16 protein-coding genes and 1 pseudogene are annotated in these 18,137 nt (G+C 43.6%); 1 reads left to right on the top strand and 16 read right to left on the bottom strand.

Annotated features, from left to right (window positions below; all coding sequences use genetic code 11):
* Window positions 1-265 precede the first annotated feature (265 nt).
* The 4 genes from ACKA06_RS19430 to ACKA06_RS19415 all read right to left on the bottom strand — a co-directional run bounded on the left by ACKA06_RS19430 (window position 266) and on the right by ACKA06_RS19415 (window position 5,150).
* Window positions 266-1,732: an FAD-linked oxidase C-terminal domain-containing protein gene (locus ACKA06_RS19430; RefSeq protein WP_198257557.1), complete on the bottom strand. Its 1,467-nt coding sequence runs from the start codon at window positions 1,730-1,732 to the stop codon at window positions 266-268.
* Window positions 1,732-3,042: a (Fe-S)-binding protein gene (locus tag ACKA06_RS19425; protein ID WP_214874217.1), complete on the bottom strand. Its 1,311-nt coding sequence runs from the start codon at window positions 3,040-3,042 to the stop codon at window positions 1,732-1,734. The genes ACKA06_RS19430 and ACKA06_RS19425 overlap by 1 nt, the downstream gene beginning before the upstream one ends.
* 42 nt (window positions 3,043-3,084) lie before the next feature.
* Window positions 3,085-4,392, bottom strand: a complete 1,308-nt coding sequence (locus tag ACKA06_RS19420) for an FAD-binding oxidoreductase (RefSeq protein ID WP_032088353.1) — start codon at window positions 4,390-4,392, stop codon at window positions 3,085-3,087.
* A 65-nt stretch (window positions 4,393-4,457) separates the two neighbouring features.
* Window positions 4,458-5,150 carry a FadR/GntR family transcriptional regulator gene (locus ACKA06_RS19415; protein ID WP_198257555.1) on the bottom strand — a complete coding sequence of 231 codons (693 nt, stop codon included), beginning with the start codon at window positions 5,148-5,150 and terminating at the stop codon, window positions 4,458-4,460.
* A gap of 668 nt (window positions 5,151-5,818) precedes the next feature.
* Here ACKA06_RS19415 and ACKA06_RS19410 point away from each other — a divergent pair.
* Window positions 5,819-6,613 (top strand): sporulation protein, encoded by a 795-nt coding sequence (locus ACKA06_RS19410; protein ID WP_198257554.1) that lies wholly within the window; start codon window positions 5,819-5,821, stop codon window positions 6,611-6,613.
* A gap of 65 nt (window positions 6,614-6,678) precedes the next feature.
* Here ACKA06_RS19410 and ACKA06_RS19405 read toward each other — a convergent pair whose 3' ends face one another.
* The 12 genes and pseudogenes from ACKA06_RS19405 to ACKA06_RS19350 form a co-directional block, all read right to left on the bottom strand.
* On the bottom strand, window positions 6,679-7,845 hold the full coding sequence (locus tag ACKA06_RS19405; protein ID WP_411160413.1) for an N-acetylmuramoyl-L-alanine amidase: 1,167 nt from the start codon (window positions 7,843-7,845) through the stop codon (window positions 6,679-6,681).
* Between the two features lie 246 nt (window positions 7,846-8,091).
* Complete coding sequence (locus ACKA06_RS19400) at window positions 8,092-8,373, bottom strand: NIPSNAP family protein (RefSeq protein ID WP_232353641.1); 282 nt, start codon at window positions 8,371-8,373, stop codon at window positions 8,092-8,094.
* Between the two features lie 19 nt (window positions 8,374-8,392).
* Window positions 8,393-8,623 (bottom strand): annotated as a pseudogene (locus tag ACKA06_RS19395) (GNAT family N-acetyltransferase); the annotation flags it as partial.
* Window positions 8,624-8,778: 155 nt separating this feature from the next.
* Entirely contained in the window at window positions 8,779-9,537 is a 759-nt protein-coding gene (locus ACKA06_RS19390; protein ID WP_198257552.1) for an AAA family ATPase, read from the bottom strand.
* Between the two features lie 171 nt (window positions 9,538-9,708).
* A complete protein-coding gene (locus ACKA06_RS19385; RefSeq protein WP_411160422.1) occupies window positions 9,709-10,347 on the bottom strand; it encodes a 2OG-Fe(II) oxygenase in 639 nt (212 codons plus the stop codon).
* Window positions 10,348-11,019: 672 nt separating this feature from the next.
* Complete coding sequence (locus tag ACKA06_RS19380; protein ID WP_197670981.1) at window positions 11,020-11,745, bottom strand: sulfite exporter TauE/SafE family protein; 726 nt, start codon at window positions 11,743-11,745, stop codon at window positions 11,020-11,022.
* 154 nt (window positions 11,746-11,899) lie between these two features.
* Window positions 11,900-13,960: a DUF4179 domain-containing protein gene (locus tag ACKA06_RS19375; protein ID WP_411160412.1), complete on the bottom strand. Its 2,061-nt coding sequence runs from the start codon at window positions 13,958-13,960 to the stop codon at window positions 11,900-11,902.
* A 124-nt stretch (window positions 13,961-14,084) separates the two neighbouring features.
* Window positions 14,085-15,239: a metallophosphoesterase gene (locus ACKA06_RS19370; RefSeq protein WP_411160411.1), complete on the bottom strand. Its 1,155-nt coding sequence runs from the start codon at window positions 15,237-15,239 to the stop codon at window positions 14,085-14,087.
* 52 nt (window positions 15,240-15,291) lie between these two features.
* Window positions 15,292-15,810 (bottom strand): hypothetical protein, encoded by a 519-nt coding sequence (locus tag ACKA06_RS19365; protein ID WP_197670984.1) that lies wholly within the window; start codon window positions 15,808-15,810, stop codon window positions 15,292-15,294.
* A gap of 160 nt (window positions 15,811-15,970) precedes the next feature.
* The gene (locus ACKA06_RS19360) at window positions 15,971-16,657 is read right to left on the bottom strand and encodes a hypothetical protein (RefSeq protein WP_411160410.1); all 687 of its coding nucleotides are present in this window, start codon (window positions 16,655-16,657) and stop codon (window positions 15,971-15,973) included.
* A 99-nt stretch (window positions 16,658-16,756) separates the two neighbouring features.
* The gene (locus tag ACKA06_RS19355; RefSeq protein WP_198257547.1) at window positions 16,757-17,212 is read right to left on the bottom strand and encodes a GNAT family N-acetyltransferase; all 456 of its coding nucleotides are present in this window, start codon (window positions 17,210-17,212) and stop codon (window positions 16,757-16,759) included.
* A gap of 66 nt (window positions 17,213-17,278) precedes the next feature.
* Window positions 17,279-17,935 (bottom strand): zinc dependent phospholipase C family protein, encoded by a 657-nt coding sequence (locus ACKA06_RS19350; protein WP_198257546.1) that lies wholly within the window; start codon window positions 17,933-17,935, stop codon window positions 17,279-17,281.
* Window positions 17,936-18,137 lie beyond the last annotated feature (202 nt).

The following is an 18,137-nucleotide window of genomic DNA, read 5'->3' as shown; positions in this document are numbered from 1 at the left end:
CTCAGGGCGCTGTATTGATGCTGATGAAATAGATGCAATAACCTTTATAAGCCATTGATAAATTTAGTTGGTGTTTCTTATTAAGAAACACCGTTTCATAATTGTTATATCGATGATACCATCTTCAAGTTTACCATTCAATCTGTTTTCTAATAATTCAGGATTTTTATAAGGTGATTAGTTAGTTTCCTGCTTCCTGAAAAAAGAATGAACGATTTTGTGTACATTTTTTCCATACACAAACCAGACCGCTGTCATTATCAATCTATGACCCAATCACTTCCTGCTGTGCCTTCAACTCTGTCTTGATCTCGACGCAGCGGCCTGGGCTTGGGAACAGCTTGCCGGCATTCAGTAGATTGTGAGGGTTGAAGACTTCACGTATGCTGCTCTGGGCGATGATTTCATCGTCATGGAAGACAAAGCGCATTTCTTCTTTCTTCTCAATGCCTACGCCGTGTTCTCCCGTAATGGATCCGCCTGCGTCGGCACATGCCTTCAAACATTCGCTCCCAGCTTTCAATGCTTTTTCAGTTTCGCCGGGGATCCGTGCATCAAAGAGGACGAGCGGATGCAGGTTCCCGTCCCCCGCGTGGAAAATATTCGCTATCCGCAGCCCGTATTCAGCACTGATTTCATTGATTCTGTTTAACACTTCAGGAAGCCGGCTTCTCGGAATCACACCGTCCTGAACCAGATAGTCCGGGGAGATGGCTCCCATCGCACCGAAGCCTGTCTTCCTGTTCGCCCACCATCTGCCTCTTTCAAGCTCATCACGGGCGACTTTAACTTCCCGGACGTTCCTTGCCCTGCACACATCCAATATTTGATTGATTTGCTCTTCGATCCCTGCGGATATCCCGTCCACCTCGATCAGAAGCAAGGCTTCTATATCCTTTGGATGTCCCACTGGGAAAGCAGCTGCCTCGACTCCTTCAATCGCGATTTTGTCCATCATTTCCAGTGCTGCAGGGACGATTCCTTTCGATATGATATCGGAAACGGCCTGGCTTCCGTCTTCCACCCGGTCAAAATAGGCAAGCACCGTTTGTTTCGCTTCGGGATTTTTCAAGATGCGAACGGTGATCTTCGTAACGATCCCGAGCGTCCCTTCAGACCCTGTCAGAAGTCCGAGAAGATCATAGCCCGGGGCATCGGGGATACCATTTGGACCGATTTCGATTATGTCCCCGTTCGGCAGGACGACCTCCAATCCGAGAATATGATTGGTGGTGACACCGTATTTCAGACAGTGTGCCCCTCCGGCATTCTCGGCGACATTACCACCGATTGTACAACAGTATTGGCTTGAAGGATCCGGGGCGTAATAATAGCCTTTATCTGAAATCGAGTTAGTCAGCTTCAGATTCACGAAACCTGGCTCGACGACTGCACGCCGGTTTTCTAAATCGACACTTAAAAGCCGTTTCATGCGGACAAGGCTGATGATCACTTCCCCGTTAATAGGGATGGCGCCTCCGGACAGACCGGTGCCGGCGCCCCTGGCCAGGAACGGAAGTCCGTTCTCGGAGCAATAGGTTACAAGTTTAGCCACTTCCTCCGTACCCTTCGGGAATACGACTGCTTTCGGCAGATGCTTATGGAGGGTGAAGCCGTCGCAATCATAGGCGATCAGGTCCTCCTTGTGATACAGGATACTGTTCGGTCCGCTGACAAGCGCCGCGAGACCTTTGATATGAGGATCTGCAGTCTTCAGCTTTTTCAGTGCCATCATGCCCTCCCCCTTTCTTCATCCTCTTTTTGATACGCCCAATCAAGGAGTTGGACGGTATGGACGACCTGTTGGTTTTTACCGTACTTCTTGACTCCCATCGCCATTTGCAGCATACAGCCGGGATTCCCCATCGATATCATTTCGACATCCTCAGGGACATTCTGCATTTTGCTCTCCAGCACAGCACCTGCCATTTCAGGGTTTGTGATATTGTATATACCGGCACTTCCGCAGCAGCGGTCTGCATTCGGCATATGGACCATTTCGACTCCAGGGATGGTGAGTAGAAGATCGCGGGGCTCCTGGCGTACACCCTGCCCATGCGCCAAGTGACAGGCATCATGATACGTAATCCGAGTTTTCAGTTCGGCATCGGGCGTTTCATAGCCTGTATCATGAAGGTATTTGGAAATGTCTTCAACTTTTGCGGAAAACTCCTCAGCCTTTGACCTCCATTCCGGGTCTTCATGGAAGAGTTCCGGATAATCCTTCATCATGCAGCCGCAGCCCGCTGCGTTCACAATGACCTTGTCACTATCCTTGAACGCTTCGATGTTCTGTTTGGCAAGCTTCCTTCCCATTTCCCTGTCGCCGGAGTGAACATGCAGCGCGCCGCAGCACGTTTGATTTTCCGGAATCACCACATCATTACCGTTTCTGGTCAGGACATTGATCGTCGAGTCATTGATTTCCCCGAACATCACATCCATCACACACCCCGTCAGCATGGAAACCTCGTGCTTCGTTTTGCCTTTCGCTTTGATGACCCGCTGGTTCTTATATTTTTGCCGTACAGATTGTTTGATTTCGGGCATGATCGCTTCCATCTCCACCAGATGTCTGGGCATCACGTTGATGAGGCCTGTCTTCCTTACAAGCGTCTGTGCGCCGCTCTTTTGGTAAAATTTCAGCACGCCACCAAGTGCATTTAAGCGGTTCGGATGCGGGAACAACCCTTCTAGGAATGTTTTGCTGACCATCCCTTTCCATCCCTTAAGCGGCATCGCCTGACGGATTTGTCCACGCGCTTCCTCAATCAGTCCTCCCACATCAACATCGGCGGGACAGGCTGTCGTACAGGCACGGCAGTCGAGGCATGCATAGACGGGGTCCATGAACTGCTCATTCACTTCAAGCTTCCCTTCTGCCACCGACTTTATCAGGTGCACACGCCCACGGGGGGAATGCTGCTCTTGTCCCGTCAGTTCATACGTTGGGCATGATTCCAGGCACATCCCGCAGTGGACGCAGTCTGCCCATTTGTTTTCATCTGGTTTGTCACTCCATAAATAGTTGCTTAAACTCATGTCAGAACAGGGCGGTGTTTTCGCAAGCTCTTTTACACTCACCTAAATCCCTCCTACAAATCGTTTGTAGTTCAATACTGAATTCGGGTCAACTTTTGCTTTGATGCCTTGAAGTAAAAAGAGATAGGACGGATCGTCTCCCCATATTTTGATCTTCTGGCGCTCTATGAACGGAAGGCTCTTAACGATGACATAGCCTCCACGACTTGTTGCTTCCGCCCTCAATTCGCGAATGACTGAAAGGACGTCTTCATGGGCTCCCTTCACATGGACGCCGCATAGTCCATGGCCGAGTCCGCCGTGCGCCAGGATTTCGACCCTGTGACTTTCTTCAAGATGTTCACATTCTTTTATTACATGCAGTACGTCCAGATTGACCACACCTATTTTCAAAATGGCATTCAATTCTGTTCCTTCATTAACGGCTGATCCTAGATTTGAAAAGTGAGCCCAGAAGTTCATGGCTTTATCACGTTCATAAATCGTAAGCTGACTGCCCTCAGGCTTCATCCGCTGCACAGTCTCCTCCTGATAACGGACCGAGCTTTCCACATCCTCAAAGCTCATAGCGGCTGTATACAGTTTCACTCCTGTCAACTGTTCAGAAAGCGCCGGGCTCAGCAGTTCAAGTGAAGTCGGCTCAAGTGTTGAATCGAGCACATCAATGACAAATTGACGGATTTCAGCCTGCCCGTCTGCCGGAAAGGATACAAGGACGAGGCTCTCGCATTTTGAAATGGGCCGCAGTTTGAGGGTCACTTCAGTCAGCACGCCGAGTGTACCCATGGAACCGATGAACAGCTTATTCATGTCATAACCGGCCACATTTTTCACAACTTTCCCGCCAGAGCGGATGATCGTGCCGTCAGGATAGACAACTCGAAGCCCGATGACATTGTCCCTTGCTGAACCGTAGCCGAGCCTCTTGGGACCGCTTTCATTTGCAGCGATGATTCCACCGATGGTTGCTTCGCCTGGCCAAGCCGGATCGAGTGCGATTTTCTGCCCGTGCGCTGCCAGATAAGACTGCAGTTCCTTAAAGGTCGTGCCGGCTTTAACCGTTATGGTCAAGTCACCCGTCGCATGTTCCACAACCCCTTTGCAATCTGCCATGGACAGAATAATGTCTGCAGACTCAACAAGCCCGCCGTAGCCTCTCTTCGTCCCGCAGCCTTCCACAATCACTTTCTTCCCATTTTCATTTGCATATTTTACTATCGCTGCAACCTCTTCTTCCGAAACCGGATTGACGTTGAGATCACCGCCGTTCCCGAAGCGGTCCAGCTTCCCTTCTTTAAACCGCGCTTCCGGCACTTCGTTAGTCAACTCTGTCACAAGCTCAGTCAGCATCTTCCACACTCCTTGTTTCGTAATAAGAAACACTGTTTCCGAATATTTCGTAAAAAAAGAACATCTTATGATTGGGTAAGTACATTTTTGACTAGCAGTTTCTCAACAAAATCCAGATGCCTGATCATGTTTTCCCTGGCTGCAGGTGCATCGCCTGATTGAATCGATTTGAAGATGCGGTTGTGCTGATCCCCGACAAGGTTCGAGATATCCTCCCTGCTCTGGATATGCTGATGGACATCGATCATCGCTTTCCTTGTTGACGCTGAAATGAACGCCATTAATTTCACAAGGATCCTATTCCCTGTAATGCGGGCAATCTTCATATGAAACTCGTAATCGGCCTCCCAATTGGCCATCATTTCCTGAGAGAGAAAGCTCTCCAAGATGCGAATATCCTCAATCGTCCTCTTTTCGGCAGCCATTCCAGCAAGCTCTGGCTCAATCATCTTTCTTGCCTCAAACAATTCGCGAATATCCTTCGTATCAGGCAGCATCAGCTGAGTCGTGAAGAAATTCTCTGTATTGAAAGCACGTACATACGCTCCTTCCCCCTGCTTCACCTGCAAAATGCCTTTTCCCTTCAACGTTGTCATCGCATCACGGACGGCTGACCTGCCGACTTCGAACATCTCACAAAGCTCGCGGACGGATGGAAGCTTCTCTCCTTCCTTAAACCTACCCGATTGGATCATTCCTTTGATTCTTTCCTCCACCTGCTCAGATACCTTCTTCACTGCAATCTTATCTGCTGTCAATTTCCCACCACCCTGCTTTTTCAATCTTCATCTCTAGTTGTCACATATCTGATAAGTTTAGTATGATTCTATTTAAACACCAATAGTTTGAAAATTCAATAATTTTTTCTGTTTTCAACATTTTATTTGCCTCGATAATGAAATCCTTAACATAAAGGCGCCCCGTCTCAGCATATATTTCCACCGGCTGAAGGAGCCATTAAAACACAAAAAAGTGCCGAACCCGATTTCCGTTCAACACTGATTTCATACTTCATCATTTTCAGTTATTTTTTCTAATCCTGCTTTTTTTATTCCTCATTATTTAATAGTATAAAAGGGCAATCATGACAATCGTCTCTAATACCTGTGCAGGTGGCGATTACATGTTCAGAATCATCGCTCCCTATTGCGAGCGAAATTTCTACGTTTACATCCCTTTCCGTCCTGCTACACACACCCGATATTCGAAAAGTTTCGCATAAAATATAGACTCCCCCTTTGCTTCCATTAGGGGTTTACCCTTTACACAAAAACGTAAACGGTATAAATGAAAATAGTTTAATAAACTGACAGGAATCTTGTTCTGCCTTCAAAAAAGCGTTCTTCTTCATCTGATCTTTTTATTCCTGCTGTTACCCAACCCAATATATGTGCTACGATGAAATCAATAGGAGGGAGAGGAATTCATGTCTGTTTTTGATAAAGTGGTTGCGAGTATGGGAATAGGTTCTGCTGCGGTTGATACAAAGCTCAAAAGTCCTTTTATTCAGCAGGGGGAGATACTACATGGAATGGTAGAGGTAAAGGGCGGAAATACAGATCAACGGATAGAAGCCATCAATCTTAAATTAATGACAATGTTCGGCCATGAAGGCAGCGATCGATTATCACCGGCCATAGTAGATTCTTTTCAGCTAAATGAACCTTTTACAATTAGTAAAGGTGAAAGAAAGACCATTCCGTTCTCTATCCAAATCCCGCACGATACGCCCGTAACAATGACAGATCCTCACACCCAAAAGAATATACCTCCCGTTTGGATCGAGACGGGAATTGATATCCGGCATGCAATCGACCCGAAAGACAAAGATTATGTAGCAGTCGAGCCTTCCACCATACACGAAAACATTATTGATGCAATCAAGGTAATTGGCTTTAAATTCAGACAGATGGAAAGTCAGAACACTCCTGCATGGGTGAAAACGAAGCGTCCATTTGTACAACAATTCGAATTCATTCCAACTTACGGTAAGTACAACCGGAAGCTCGACGAACTGGAAGTCTATATTCTTCAAGGCGATCGTGAAACAACTGTATATTTTGAAATTGATAAGCGAAGTAAAGGATCCATGGCGGCTTTCAAGGAAAAGTTTAATCTCGATGATTATAGAGGAAGCGTAACTCTCGACAATCAACAGATCCTTATTAATAGAAGCAGGGTAAGTGATTCATTCGAACAGATTATAGACAATGTCCTATGAAGTGAGATTCAATAAAAAACAGGCCTTGAATGCAAGAAATTGCTGTATTCAAGGCCTGTTTTTTATTAATAAGCAGTATACCTTCCGTAATCTCCTGTTACATAAGCTCTTCTGCCATCGTAGATGACTTCCCAATAACCTGAATTGCTATTCTTTCCCCTGACCGAGCCTGTGACCGGAAGGGTCCGCCCTCTTGCAATGGTACCGATATTCTTGGAATTCAATCTGTCAGGGCGATCTTGTATGATTGCCGCCTGCGTTACGCCCATTACCCTGATTTCACCAATCGCGACAGACACCGTGAAAGGATCCGGATTAGATGGTGGCGCCGTTTCTCTGCCTGCACCCTTTACTTTTACAAATTTAGGGGAAGCGGTCACATAATACACATGGCCGCGGGAATTTTTCACTTCATACATATAGGCACCTTCGACCCTTAATTTGCGGAGAACCGCTGAAAATCCGTATCGGAATTTTAACGTCCCTGCCTTGTATGCATCATTGAAAGTCGGCCTGCTGTAAAAGTCCAGCCCTTCAGATCCTCTGTAAATACTTTCTACACGTTTGCCGGTATAAACAGGTGAAACACCATCTGAACGTGATTCCAGAGGCTTAATCCCGCCTCCTGGTTTTTCGGTCACATATGGAACTCCAAAGAAATCACACACTCCTCTTGCCTGCTCTTTCGCTGTCTCACGCTGAAAAACTTCATTGATCATGAGCAGCGCTTCTTTCTCATTATCCATAAAGCCATTCTCTACTAGTACAGCTGCTTTATTGAATTCCCTTGTCATATGAAGGTTTTGCTCAATGATTCCGCGGAATACTTGCTTCGTTCCCTGCTTCAGATAGTTTGCAATGCTTTCTGCAAGCCTCCTGTCATTCAAATCATTGCAATAAATATGAAGCGAATGTCCTTCAGGGTCTTTGCCCGGACCATTAAATTTCCCGTCGAACGCATTGAAGTGGTTGGAAACCAGTGCATCTGCCCCCCTGGAGTTGGCAAGACCCGTCCTTTCCTTCAGCGGAGTATCCCCATCAGTCGGCGCTGTCAAAAGTGTCCTGAAACCACATCTCTCTAATTCTCCTTTCAAATAGACCGTTACTTTCTCATTGAATTCATTTTCCCGTATCTGCCTCCCGATGGAAGGAATATAAGGCGTACGCTTTCCTGATGTTCCAAGCCCATGACCGTCATCCAGTGCTATTAAATAATCAATAGCTTTAACCATTAAATCTATCACCCCTTCTACTATTGAAATACGCAGAGCTTGTACAAAAGGTCACGCCATGCTCAAAAAAACCAAGGTAACAGGGATACGGGTGATGTAACCGGTACTCCTGTCGCCTTGGTTAATATTTTTATAGTTGCTGTTTGGTACATTGCCAGAGATGTTCATTCTATTTTAATATGATGGTACTTTCATTGGTTAGAGTTGATTCTAAAAAGTCCTGATCGATCTTAAAGAAAGACCCTTTCAGTTTCTCTCTCCCTCCCATTTGAGCAAACCATTCCTGAACTCTCTTAATATGCGGCTCATCACTTCTGACTTTCCTTCAATTATTTCATATTCTTCATAGCTGTCGTACTCCCAAATAGCGAAGATTTCAACTGCTTCTTCATCTGAGGAGGTCTTCCGCCTGCCAATCAATCTAGCTCCATGCTTCAACTGGACTGGCAGAAGGGTGTCGTTGAAGTGCTGATTGAATTCATTCACCATTCCTGATGCCAATTTATATACTTTTCTCCTATATATCATTCCATGTCCCCCTTTTTCATCATGTCAGGCGATGACCCTCTTTCCTGGCTTTAATATATCCATAATAACTGCATGTTCCGTTTTCCGATAAATCCTTTACTTCAAACCCGCAATTTTTATAAAATGGAAAATTATCTGCAGATGTATGGGCAAACCAGTCACCGTGTGGAAGCTTCCCGACACAGAGTTCAACCAGTTTCCTTCCGATTCCCCTTCCCCTGTAATCGGTGGAGACAACAAGATCCATTAGCATCTGCCGGTACTCCCTTTGTTCCCTCACGTATAATCATTCCGTTAAAAAATTGATACATAGGCAATCTCCTTCTATTATTAAGTCATTTGTGCTGTTTCGTTCATCAAAAAATAAGCTCATATTCAATTAGTAAATGGGGCAACAAAAAACCATCACTCTTTAAACAAGTGAACCAGCAGTCTTTCGCGGTCATCGATAAATTGCTTCATCAATTTATAATGTCCCGTATCTTCAAGGCGTGATTCTGTCATCCCTGACTCACTTAATTCAATGATTTTAGCATCCGGGTATGCCATCACTATGGGTGAGTGGGTCGAAATGATGAATTGGGACCCCTGTTGGACCAGTTCATTAATCCGGGCAAGCATCGACAGCTGGCGCAGAGGTGATAATGCCGCTTCCGGTTCATCCAGTATGTATAGTCCGTTACCGCGGAAACGTTCAGTGAAAGCTGCAAAAAATGATTCACCATGCGACTGCTCATGAAGCGATTTACCACCGAAAGAGTCGATCACTTTGGGGACAGGTAATGGTTCCCTGTCCATTTCTTCTATATTTGAAGCGACATTATAGAAGGTTTCTGCTCTGAAAAAGAAACTGTCCTTTGCCCGTTCAACACCTTTAACGACCCGCAAATACTCATGCAGATCAGAGTGTGAATCATAGCTGGAGAAATTAAAATTCATCGTTCCCCCCTCTGGGTTAAAGCCCAATGCAATGGCAATCCCTTCAAGAAGAGTAGACTTCCCCATGCCATTTTCACCTATGATATAGGTGACATTCGGATGAAACATCAACTCATTGAAATGTTTCATGACGGGCAGACAAAATGGAAATGCGTTATAAGAGGGAATACGGTCTTCCTTCAGAGATAAACCTCGAATATACTGGGTATCCCTCGTCAATTTCATCATGATTCTCCTTTCGATTTTATGCGCATATATAATTGTAATTCTATTTCCAGGCCGCCATTCCCTCCCATTTTCAGCATTTCACATGATCTAGAGGGCTGCCCAACTCCTTATTTCCTCAAAATAAAGATAATGAAAAAAGCCCTCCATATTGGAAGAGCTTTCTTCTCTCTATCGATACACTTTTCTTCTCATCCATTGCGTCGCTGCCCATTTGTCGCCTGTTATTACCGGGCCGCCGCCATGAAGGGTGAGTTCATTCAGCTCCTGGCTGTCATAGAAATACTCAAAATAAACGGCCATCCCTTTTTGAGGAGATACAGAAAAATTCAATTTAGGAAAATAGGTTTCCCCGCCTTCTTCCACGTCATTAAGGTACATGACCAGCGTGCTGATTCGCGGGTTGGTGACAGGTTTAGTTGATGCCGACCTGAAGAAGTCAAAGTGCGCTTTGTACTCCTGCCCGATTTTATAATTCAATATTTGGAGCCCCTCACCGTGTTCTACCGGGATGTTCATGATTTGAGAAACCCTTTTCTCAATTTTCACTACCAACTCATTCTCGGCTTCTTCAAAAAACATGCTGCTGCTGGTGCGTAGTTCATCCACACTGCGTGTATTTCCGATTTTGGACCGGTTCATACGCTCTTTAGAAAGCTGGATGAGCGCATCGCATTCTTCATGGCTCAATACATCTGCCAAAACCACGATACAAGGTTCTTCCATTCTTGCAATGACTTTTATCTCACGGTCATCCGTGATGATTTTATTCCCTTGATGATGAAAGATACTTTGTTCCTTAATCTGCATTTCCTTTGATTCAATAATCAATTTTCCTCAACCTCTTCATTTTTTTAATATTCCGAATATTCAATGAAAACGAGTCGTCCGGCAGGCTGTAATAACAAGTGCAACTACACATTCGAAAATATCCAGATGTAAATATCACACATAATTTGTATTAATTTTACACCCTGCCTCCTAAAAAAAGAAGTGCTTTTTTACTCTGTTTATGACATATTTTCTACATAATCTTTTTAGTTGTGATGTCTGGAGAACGTCCTCCAAGTATCTGCCGCCTTCCGCCTTCGTTCCTGAGATTAACTCCTGAATGTTTCAACTCACCTTGGTTAAAAGATGCAATAAGCCTGTCCGTTGATCACTTTTCCAAAGGGTAACAAAGGACAGACTTCATTGAATGGCGCTTCGCTTGCTAAATTTTCTATTGGTTTTGCTCCAATAATTGATGTTATGAAGTTGTTTCGGGGTTTCAACTTAGCCTACTACCCTTTTCAGCTCATTCATTAACCCAAATCAATGATTTTCATTCCACTTTTGAAAAATACATTCCTCTTTAACGTTTTTCAATCCAGGTTAGAGAAATACGTTCCAGATATCAGATTTTCATTCCACTTTTCCTAAAATACGTTCCACTTGTCGAATAATCTTTATTCGTCCACCGATACCGGGAAGGACGCAAACTTAATAAAAGATACTATTGATTAATAAATACAAACCTGTGAAGGCTAACAGAAAATAAGTAAAAATCGTGAAAATCCGCTGGTTGACCCAGTTAAATAGATATTGGCCGGCCAGCAGACCGAGGAACACAACAGGGATGGCATACAAACTTGATTTCCATATAACTGAATCGGTACCTGTAAATATGAGCTGGGTTATCAGACTGATCAGATAGATGAAGAGATAAAATGCCAGTGTGGTGGAACGCAACACTTCCTTTTTCGTATCTGTCCCCGTAAAATACAGCAGCAGCGGAGGGCCTGGCATTCCGATGCTTGTCGTCAGAATGCCTGAAGTCCCCCCTATCAGGTAATCCCGAAGTGGTGTCCGTTTGATCCTGAACCTCATGATAAGTAAAACAGTCAGAACCAGCAGGATGACACTGACAACAATATTGAACATGGTAAGGTCTCCAATCGTCATAAAAATAAGTAACCCGACCGGAACCCCCGCCAGACTCCCTCCAATAAGTTTCCTCATTAACTCATAATTTATGGACTCCCTGATTTTCCATATAAGAGCGATGGAAATGAGCAGCGATAGAATGAGATTGATCTGGATCGCTTCAGCAGGTTGGAAAAGCAGGAGTAAAAAAGGCGTGGCCATGATGGAGAACCCAAAACCTGTGCTTGTCTGAAGAGTGGAAGCGATGAAAATGATAAGTATAAAAATAAATAGGTCTGTCAAAATGGAACCCCCTTAAGTCTTCATCCCCCATTTTATCATTGTTTGAATAATGTAAAGACCCTGATTTGATTGTCGTTCTCCTCATCATCAGTATTAGCAAAAATTTAAGTGGTTTCCCAATAAAAAAGCCTGCCCTATTGGACAGACCTCTAAGTTATAACTCAATCTTCACCATATCATCCACGTATTTCGTTGTCGTATATCCTTGAATATCAAGTGTTTTAGGAATGACTTCTTCCCCGGATGTGTCATTGAAAAGTTCGAAACTTTGAACTGTTTGAAAATAGCGGGGCTGCTCGATTTCTTCGAAAGGATAGCCCAGTTCCATGGGATCGTATTCCTTTCCATATTTATCGACAAGGACTCCCTCAGAATCCATCCCCATTGAGATATTTTCATAGTCTTCTTGTCCGGTCACGTGGAATTGAAGTGATTCATATTCACGGTCGTTGAGATCATGATTACTGATTACTACTTTTGTCGGGGATCCCACTTCCACTTTATCAATTGAAATGGTACTTCCCAGATAATCAAATGTCTGTGGGTACGGTTGAGTAGAATCCAATTCTATTATTTTATCATCCTGGACTGCCAGATGAATGGAACCGAACTTCACATTGACTTCTTCTGGCAGCTGCCCGAATAGAGGGGCAAAATGTGCTTGAAAAGAAATCCATTCCATATTTCCTGGATTGTCCACAAATGAACTGCCGTATAAGTCTGCTTTCAATTTTTCCCGTCCTGCTTGAAGGAGTTCTAAATTGAGCATTTCAATCCGCTTCTCAGCGTCTTGATTCTTGAAGCTATATTGAAGGATCGTTGCAGTAGGGGCAATTGTAAGCTTCTCAAAGCGGACAGGCAAGCCCTCGATTTCTGTTTCCTTTTCCAACGAAAATTCACTTGAAGGATTTTTCTCCACAGGAATCTCAAATTCCCATTTTCCGTCTGCGAATTCCATTTCCTCATAAGCCCAAGGTTTAAATTCCCCTGGATTTTCAGGATCGACCATCAGCTTCTGCAACCTGTTAATGTTTAATTTAATTGTCCCGCTTTCATCTTTCAGCGGCAGCAGGCTCAGCTTCCCTTCGAAAATATTCTTTTCATTCTTATCAGAGTCTGCTGGCGGGAACGGAGGAGAGAATCTCTGCTGGGCGGTTCGATCCATGATTTCATATTCATTCTCAACGTTGACGCCGTCATGCAGATTCAGCCTGTATCGATTGTCTTTTGCAGTATCTTCTATTTCATAAAAAACCAATGTCTGTACATCGTCCGCAACCACACTTTTGATTTTAACTTTTACCCCGTCACTCTCCGCTTCCATGTCAAGTCGTTCACCTAAATCATTCTGCAGATATGTGCGGAGCTCTTTGTTATCTTCCGTCCAGGAGTAATAGAGGCTGGTGAACGTGCCGGTGACAAAGCCGGTGCACAACAGCAATGTAAACACGGCAGCAAATGACATCCCGATTTTTTTACGTTTCTTTTTCTTTTTTTGCCTGATGCTTTCCTCTTTTTCAATCCTTGCTTTTACATTCATCAATATGACGCCGGGAACCTTCACCCCATCTGCAGTCTCCTTTAAAGTCAGCATGATATCCTGGAATGAAGCGAGTTCCTCCTGGCAGCCGGGACAATTGTAGGTATGTATTTCAAAATCAACCTTTTGCGGGCGTTCAAGGTTTTTTTCCAAGTAATCTATGTAGTGCAGTTTATATTCCGGGCAGCCGTTTTGGCTTCCGTGATAGCCTAATTCCGTTTTCAAAAGCTGGATTCCTGAAAATAGGCGCTTTCTTATTTCGCTAATGTCAGCATTGAGCATCTGCGCAGCTTCCTCAAAGGAATATCCCATTAGGTATACGACCCCAATGGCTTCTTTATCTTTTTCTGAAAGTTTTTGCAGTGCGTCAAATACATCCTGCACTGGTTCGGTCGGTTGAAAAGCTTCTGAAAGCTCACGGCAAACCTGTATAAAAATCGAAGAAGCCCATATATCAAAGGGACTCTTTCTTTTATAATTCGGCAGTTCTTGATGTATTTTTTTAATAGCTCTGTAAAATAGCTCCTCCATTTGCTTTTGGTCCGTAAGATGCATCCATCCAATCGTATAAAATGAATTTTGACGCTGTTCAAACCAATTAAAGATGGAGCCCATATCTTTTTCCCTGATCTTGCTGATCAGGAATGGATCTGTTTTTCTGTTCGCCGGGATCATTTTCATATCCCCCTTCAATACTTGTGCCACTTCAAAATGACAAAATTGTAAGAAAATAAATTCCGTGAGTCTATGTTACCATATTCAACCCTTGTGTTCATCCACTTTTTCTGAATTTTGAGTTTTAAACAGGAGTTTGTTCCTTGTTCAGAAGGGAATTCGATTGTTTATGTAAAGAGTGTTGATATGCAAGGATTCCTTTGCCAATCCACCCGACAGCCCCATTTTTCTTAATTAAGTCGTACCCGCTGCAGTTATCGTCGATAAGTGATACGATGTCTCCTTTTTTTACGGTGATATGAGCACAGGAAACATCGTTTTTGGCATATGCACTGCCATTTTCTCCTTGACAAATATATTCATTTTTCACATATAACTTATTTATTGTTTCAACCTGTTCACATAAAGTGAAGTGTTGTCCTGCTGTGATGGGAACGAGTTCATAGGATGGGTAGGAGATTGCACCCGTCATTTCAGAATCAGCATGAAAATCTTCTAAAACTTCGAATTTTGGGAATGAATCGGTATATGTATAGGTGATCGAATCCTTTTTATTTATACGATCAATGATCAGGGCATTGAGCTGACCGGTTATTTTAATGATGTTTCCACCATCAATCGCGATCATTTTTTTCCCTTCATCGATAATTGGTTTGTGTGACGATATATCGGATGAGTAGTTGACGACCGGCCAGTGGCCGACGATCACATATTTGCCTGCATTGTGCGTGTGATGAAGAAATTCACGGAATGTTATAGCTTTCAATCGATCTGTTTCCTCCCAATCGACCCGTTCCTCAAGACCGGCGTGAACGAAGATATAGTCATCCGCTTCAATTGCAGTCGGCAACTGAAGCAGCCAGTTAATTTCTTTTGAAAAATGGCAGGTCAACCCTTCTTTGATTTCTCCGACTGTCGTATCCTCACCAATGACAAAACCTATTTTATCGAGCCATTCATTCAGGATCGAATGTTGTCTCGTTTTTAAATATCCCAGGAGTGCAGGGTTTTCTTCGACCAAGTCTTCAACCAATGTGTCGCAGTTGCCTTCAGTGACATGTACATTTGGGTATTGAGCCTCCAGTTCCATGATAAACCTCACCACACCGTCACTATTGCTGCCTTTTTCACAAAGATCACCGTTTATGATCAAATAATCTCCTGTGTTGAAATCCACTTTATTCAATAGTTGTTTGAAAAGCTCCAGTTCACCATGTATGTCAGATATGACGATTACTCTTGCATTATCGGGTATGAATATTTTTTTTATTTTTTCCAATAGGGAACACCTCTTTGTACATAGTTTTATCTATAAGTCTATGAGAGCCCGGTTATTTCTCTTTGACCGGAAGCACGATGGAAGAATATACGGTTCCATCAATTTCGATATCCACTCTCCATTTTCCACTTTCGGGGAACCATAGTGTGACAGGCTGCTTCTTATCATGGGGCTGAGAAAGTGTTATCGGTTCTCTTTTTGCTGAACCGTCATGCGTAAATAAAAGACGAACGTTATCTGTCTCCACCGCCGCAATGGGTAAAATCACATTTGTTTCATAGTTCCTTTCTTCCACCACCAAAGATTCGTATTCAATACTTCCGCTCTCATCCCCTAAATACAATACACCATCGGATACATAGTCCGGGCTTATGTGCCATTTGGCTCTTTCCTCGCCTGAAAAGTGAAGGAACACAAAAAGCAGTACAAGAGTCAAGCAGGCGGCTTGGGCTTTCCAGAATCCATTGACAGTTTTGAATGAGTTCATTATTTCAGAATAAGGAGCCACTTTTTTCAACACTAAAAAGACGACATTCAAAAGGAGCAGAAAAAAAGCAAGATATAAAAACAAAGAATTCCTCCTTTTCCCATCATTCTATTTGACTATCATTACATTACTATTCAAACTTTTTTACTAATACTACACCCCTGTTTCCAATTATTTCATTTTACTAAATGTAACTCAAACTTAATTTAAGTAAAAACAGCGGGGATCCCCCCCGCTGCACCATTTAACTCTTATTCGATTCTACTGCTGTATTCAATGCCTCGAATGGGTCTTCACTATTTGAAGTGATGGTATATATCATTTTTCCATCCTGCCATTTGACGACGGTCTCCGGATGATTTTTAAATCCATTGATCTCAATCATCCCAATCTTGTTAGGTGCAGGCAGATAATGGTCCTCCAGATAATCTACTACATCCCTCCCCAAATCAGGGCCGTCTTCATACCCGTCAATTGTATATTGGGGATCAGTGGGGAAATTAATTCTTATGAGCCATCGGCCTTCGTTCCAGGATAGGTATTCATGTCCGGCAGCTCCTTCTTGAAAGCCGCTGATGCCATGACCCAGATCAATGTTGGTCTGTTTGATTTTCGTATAACCTTCAAGGGTGCCGGCAGCTTCCTCTGCAGAAGTATAGGCTTTTTCATCTATCACGGCTTTATCATCAGGAGTTTGAGCTTCACTTGATTCTTCATCGGCAGGCTGATTATCTTTTTCATTCTGTGGATCTCCAGTATCTTCTAATCCGATGTTGCTTTCTTCACCCGAATCCGAAGTATCGTCCACTTGATTTTGTTCAGTTTCGGATTCTTTTTCATCCTTTTCAGGTACTGTCCCATTCCCGCTGCATGCCGTTAGGAGGAACATACTGCAAGCAAGGAAAACAGACGCATACGATTTTATGGACATTCCTGCACCACCTTTATTTATAATACTTACAATACCTTTAACATCATGCATATGTTGATAATAGAAAATTGGCAAATCTGTTTGTCAGGAAAAAATTATTTAAGATATGTCCATTGCCATCCGGACCATATCCCTGCACTGAATTCCATTTTCAAAAATCTCTTCATCATAGTGCTTTATGAAAAAGTCTAAATCCACACCCGTTATTCTAAATCCGCATTTTTGATAGAGTGCAAGCTGCCCGACTCCTGAGTTGCCGGTGCCCACTTCAATCGTTTTAAATCCTTTATTCTTCGCCTTCGTTATTGCGTCCATTACAAGCTGTTTTCCGATTCCCCTGCCATGCAATTCCTCTGGAACAGCCACATTCACAAGTTCGATCGTACCTGGCCTGGTCGGCAGTAATACATAAACACCCACAACTTCCTCATAGAGTTCGGCTATAAAGCATTCTCCGCGGCTGGCATATTCCCTTACAATCTCTTCTGAGGGATCAGCCAGCAATAATAGTTTAATAGGAAGCGGTTCATCGTTATTGCGTTTTCTGATGATCATTGTTCACCCTCGTTTTCTGTTAAATTTTAAAGTTAAGGCTTTATAAGCGCGCAGGTACCAGATGAATCAGACAAGCTGCATATTCAGTCTATGATTCAAACTTAACTTGATCTTTCTGACTGTATCATTCACAAAATCATCCATTTCCTCAGTTGAAAGATAAATAAAATCGTGGTCACCCGGGATCGAGCTGTTCTTATAGAAATTCGTGATATTCTCGATCTGCTCGAGTGTCTGCCCGTCCCTGAAGAAACTCAAGTATTCAGGAAAATCTTCAATATGCTGAAAATCCGTCCAGAAAATGCTTTCTTGATGCTGTTTGAGATATAAAAAATCCTGCCCGTACCAATCCCTTTTAACAATTCTTGCGTAATCAGGAGAGTTCAATATATCCTGATAGACCTTCTCCTTTTTCTTCTCCGCTAAGATCTTCAGCCACTCCTCATCGGTTACCAGATGAATGAAATAGCCAAGATAGTAAGAAAGTTCTTCTGTAACGAACTCACTTTCACCCCGAAGATACTCATCGTAAAATGATTCTGCATTGATTAAGCCTTCACCCTTGAAATGTGTAATGGTCTTCGGGGGATGAGGAATCCCGTCCTCCCCGATAAGGCCGCAGTCCGGACCGATATTCCCTACCAAAAATCCGATCCGTGAAACAGCAAGTTCCGTTCTCAACAATTCTTCTGCGATTCTGAAATGTGTCACCCAAGTAGCCAACGTCATCTCTCCTTTATTTATGGGATGATGCGATTTGAAAATATAGCCGCATCTCGCTTTTGGAAACCGGGACCAATTAAATCCGCTTTCACAATTATCCAATAATTCCTAACTCTTAACAACAGTTTAATCGAGTAGGAGGGGGTGACTAACCCCCGACCTCTCACACCACCGTACGTACGGTTCCGTATACGGCGGTTTC

This window comes from Rossellomorea oryzaecorticis (assembly GCF_045897515.1).
GTDB lineage: Bacteria > Bacillota > Bacilli > Bacillales > Bacillaceae_B > Rossellomorea > Rossellomorea enclensis.
The sequence above is the reverse complement of the archived record's forward strand: the minus strand, read 5'-3'. Positions and strand labels throughout refer to the sequence as shown.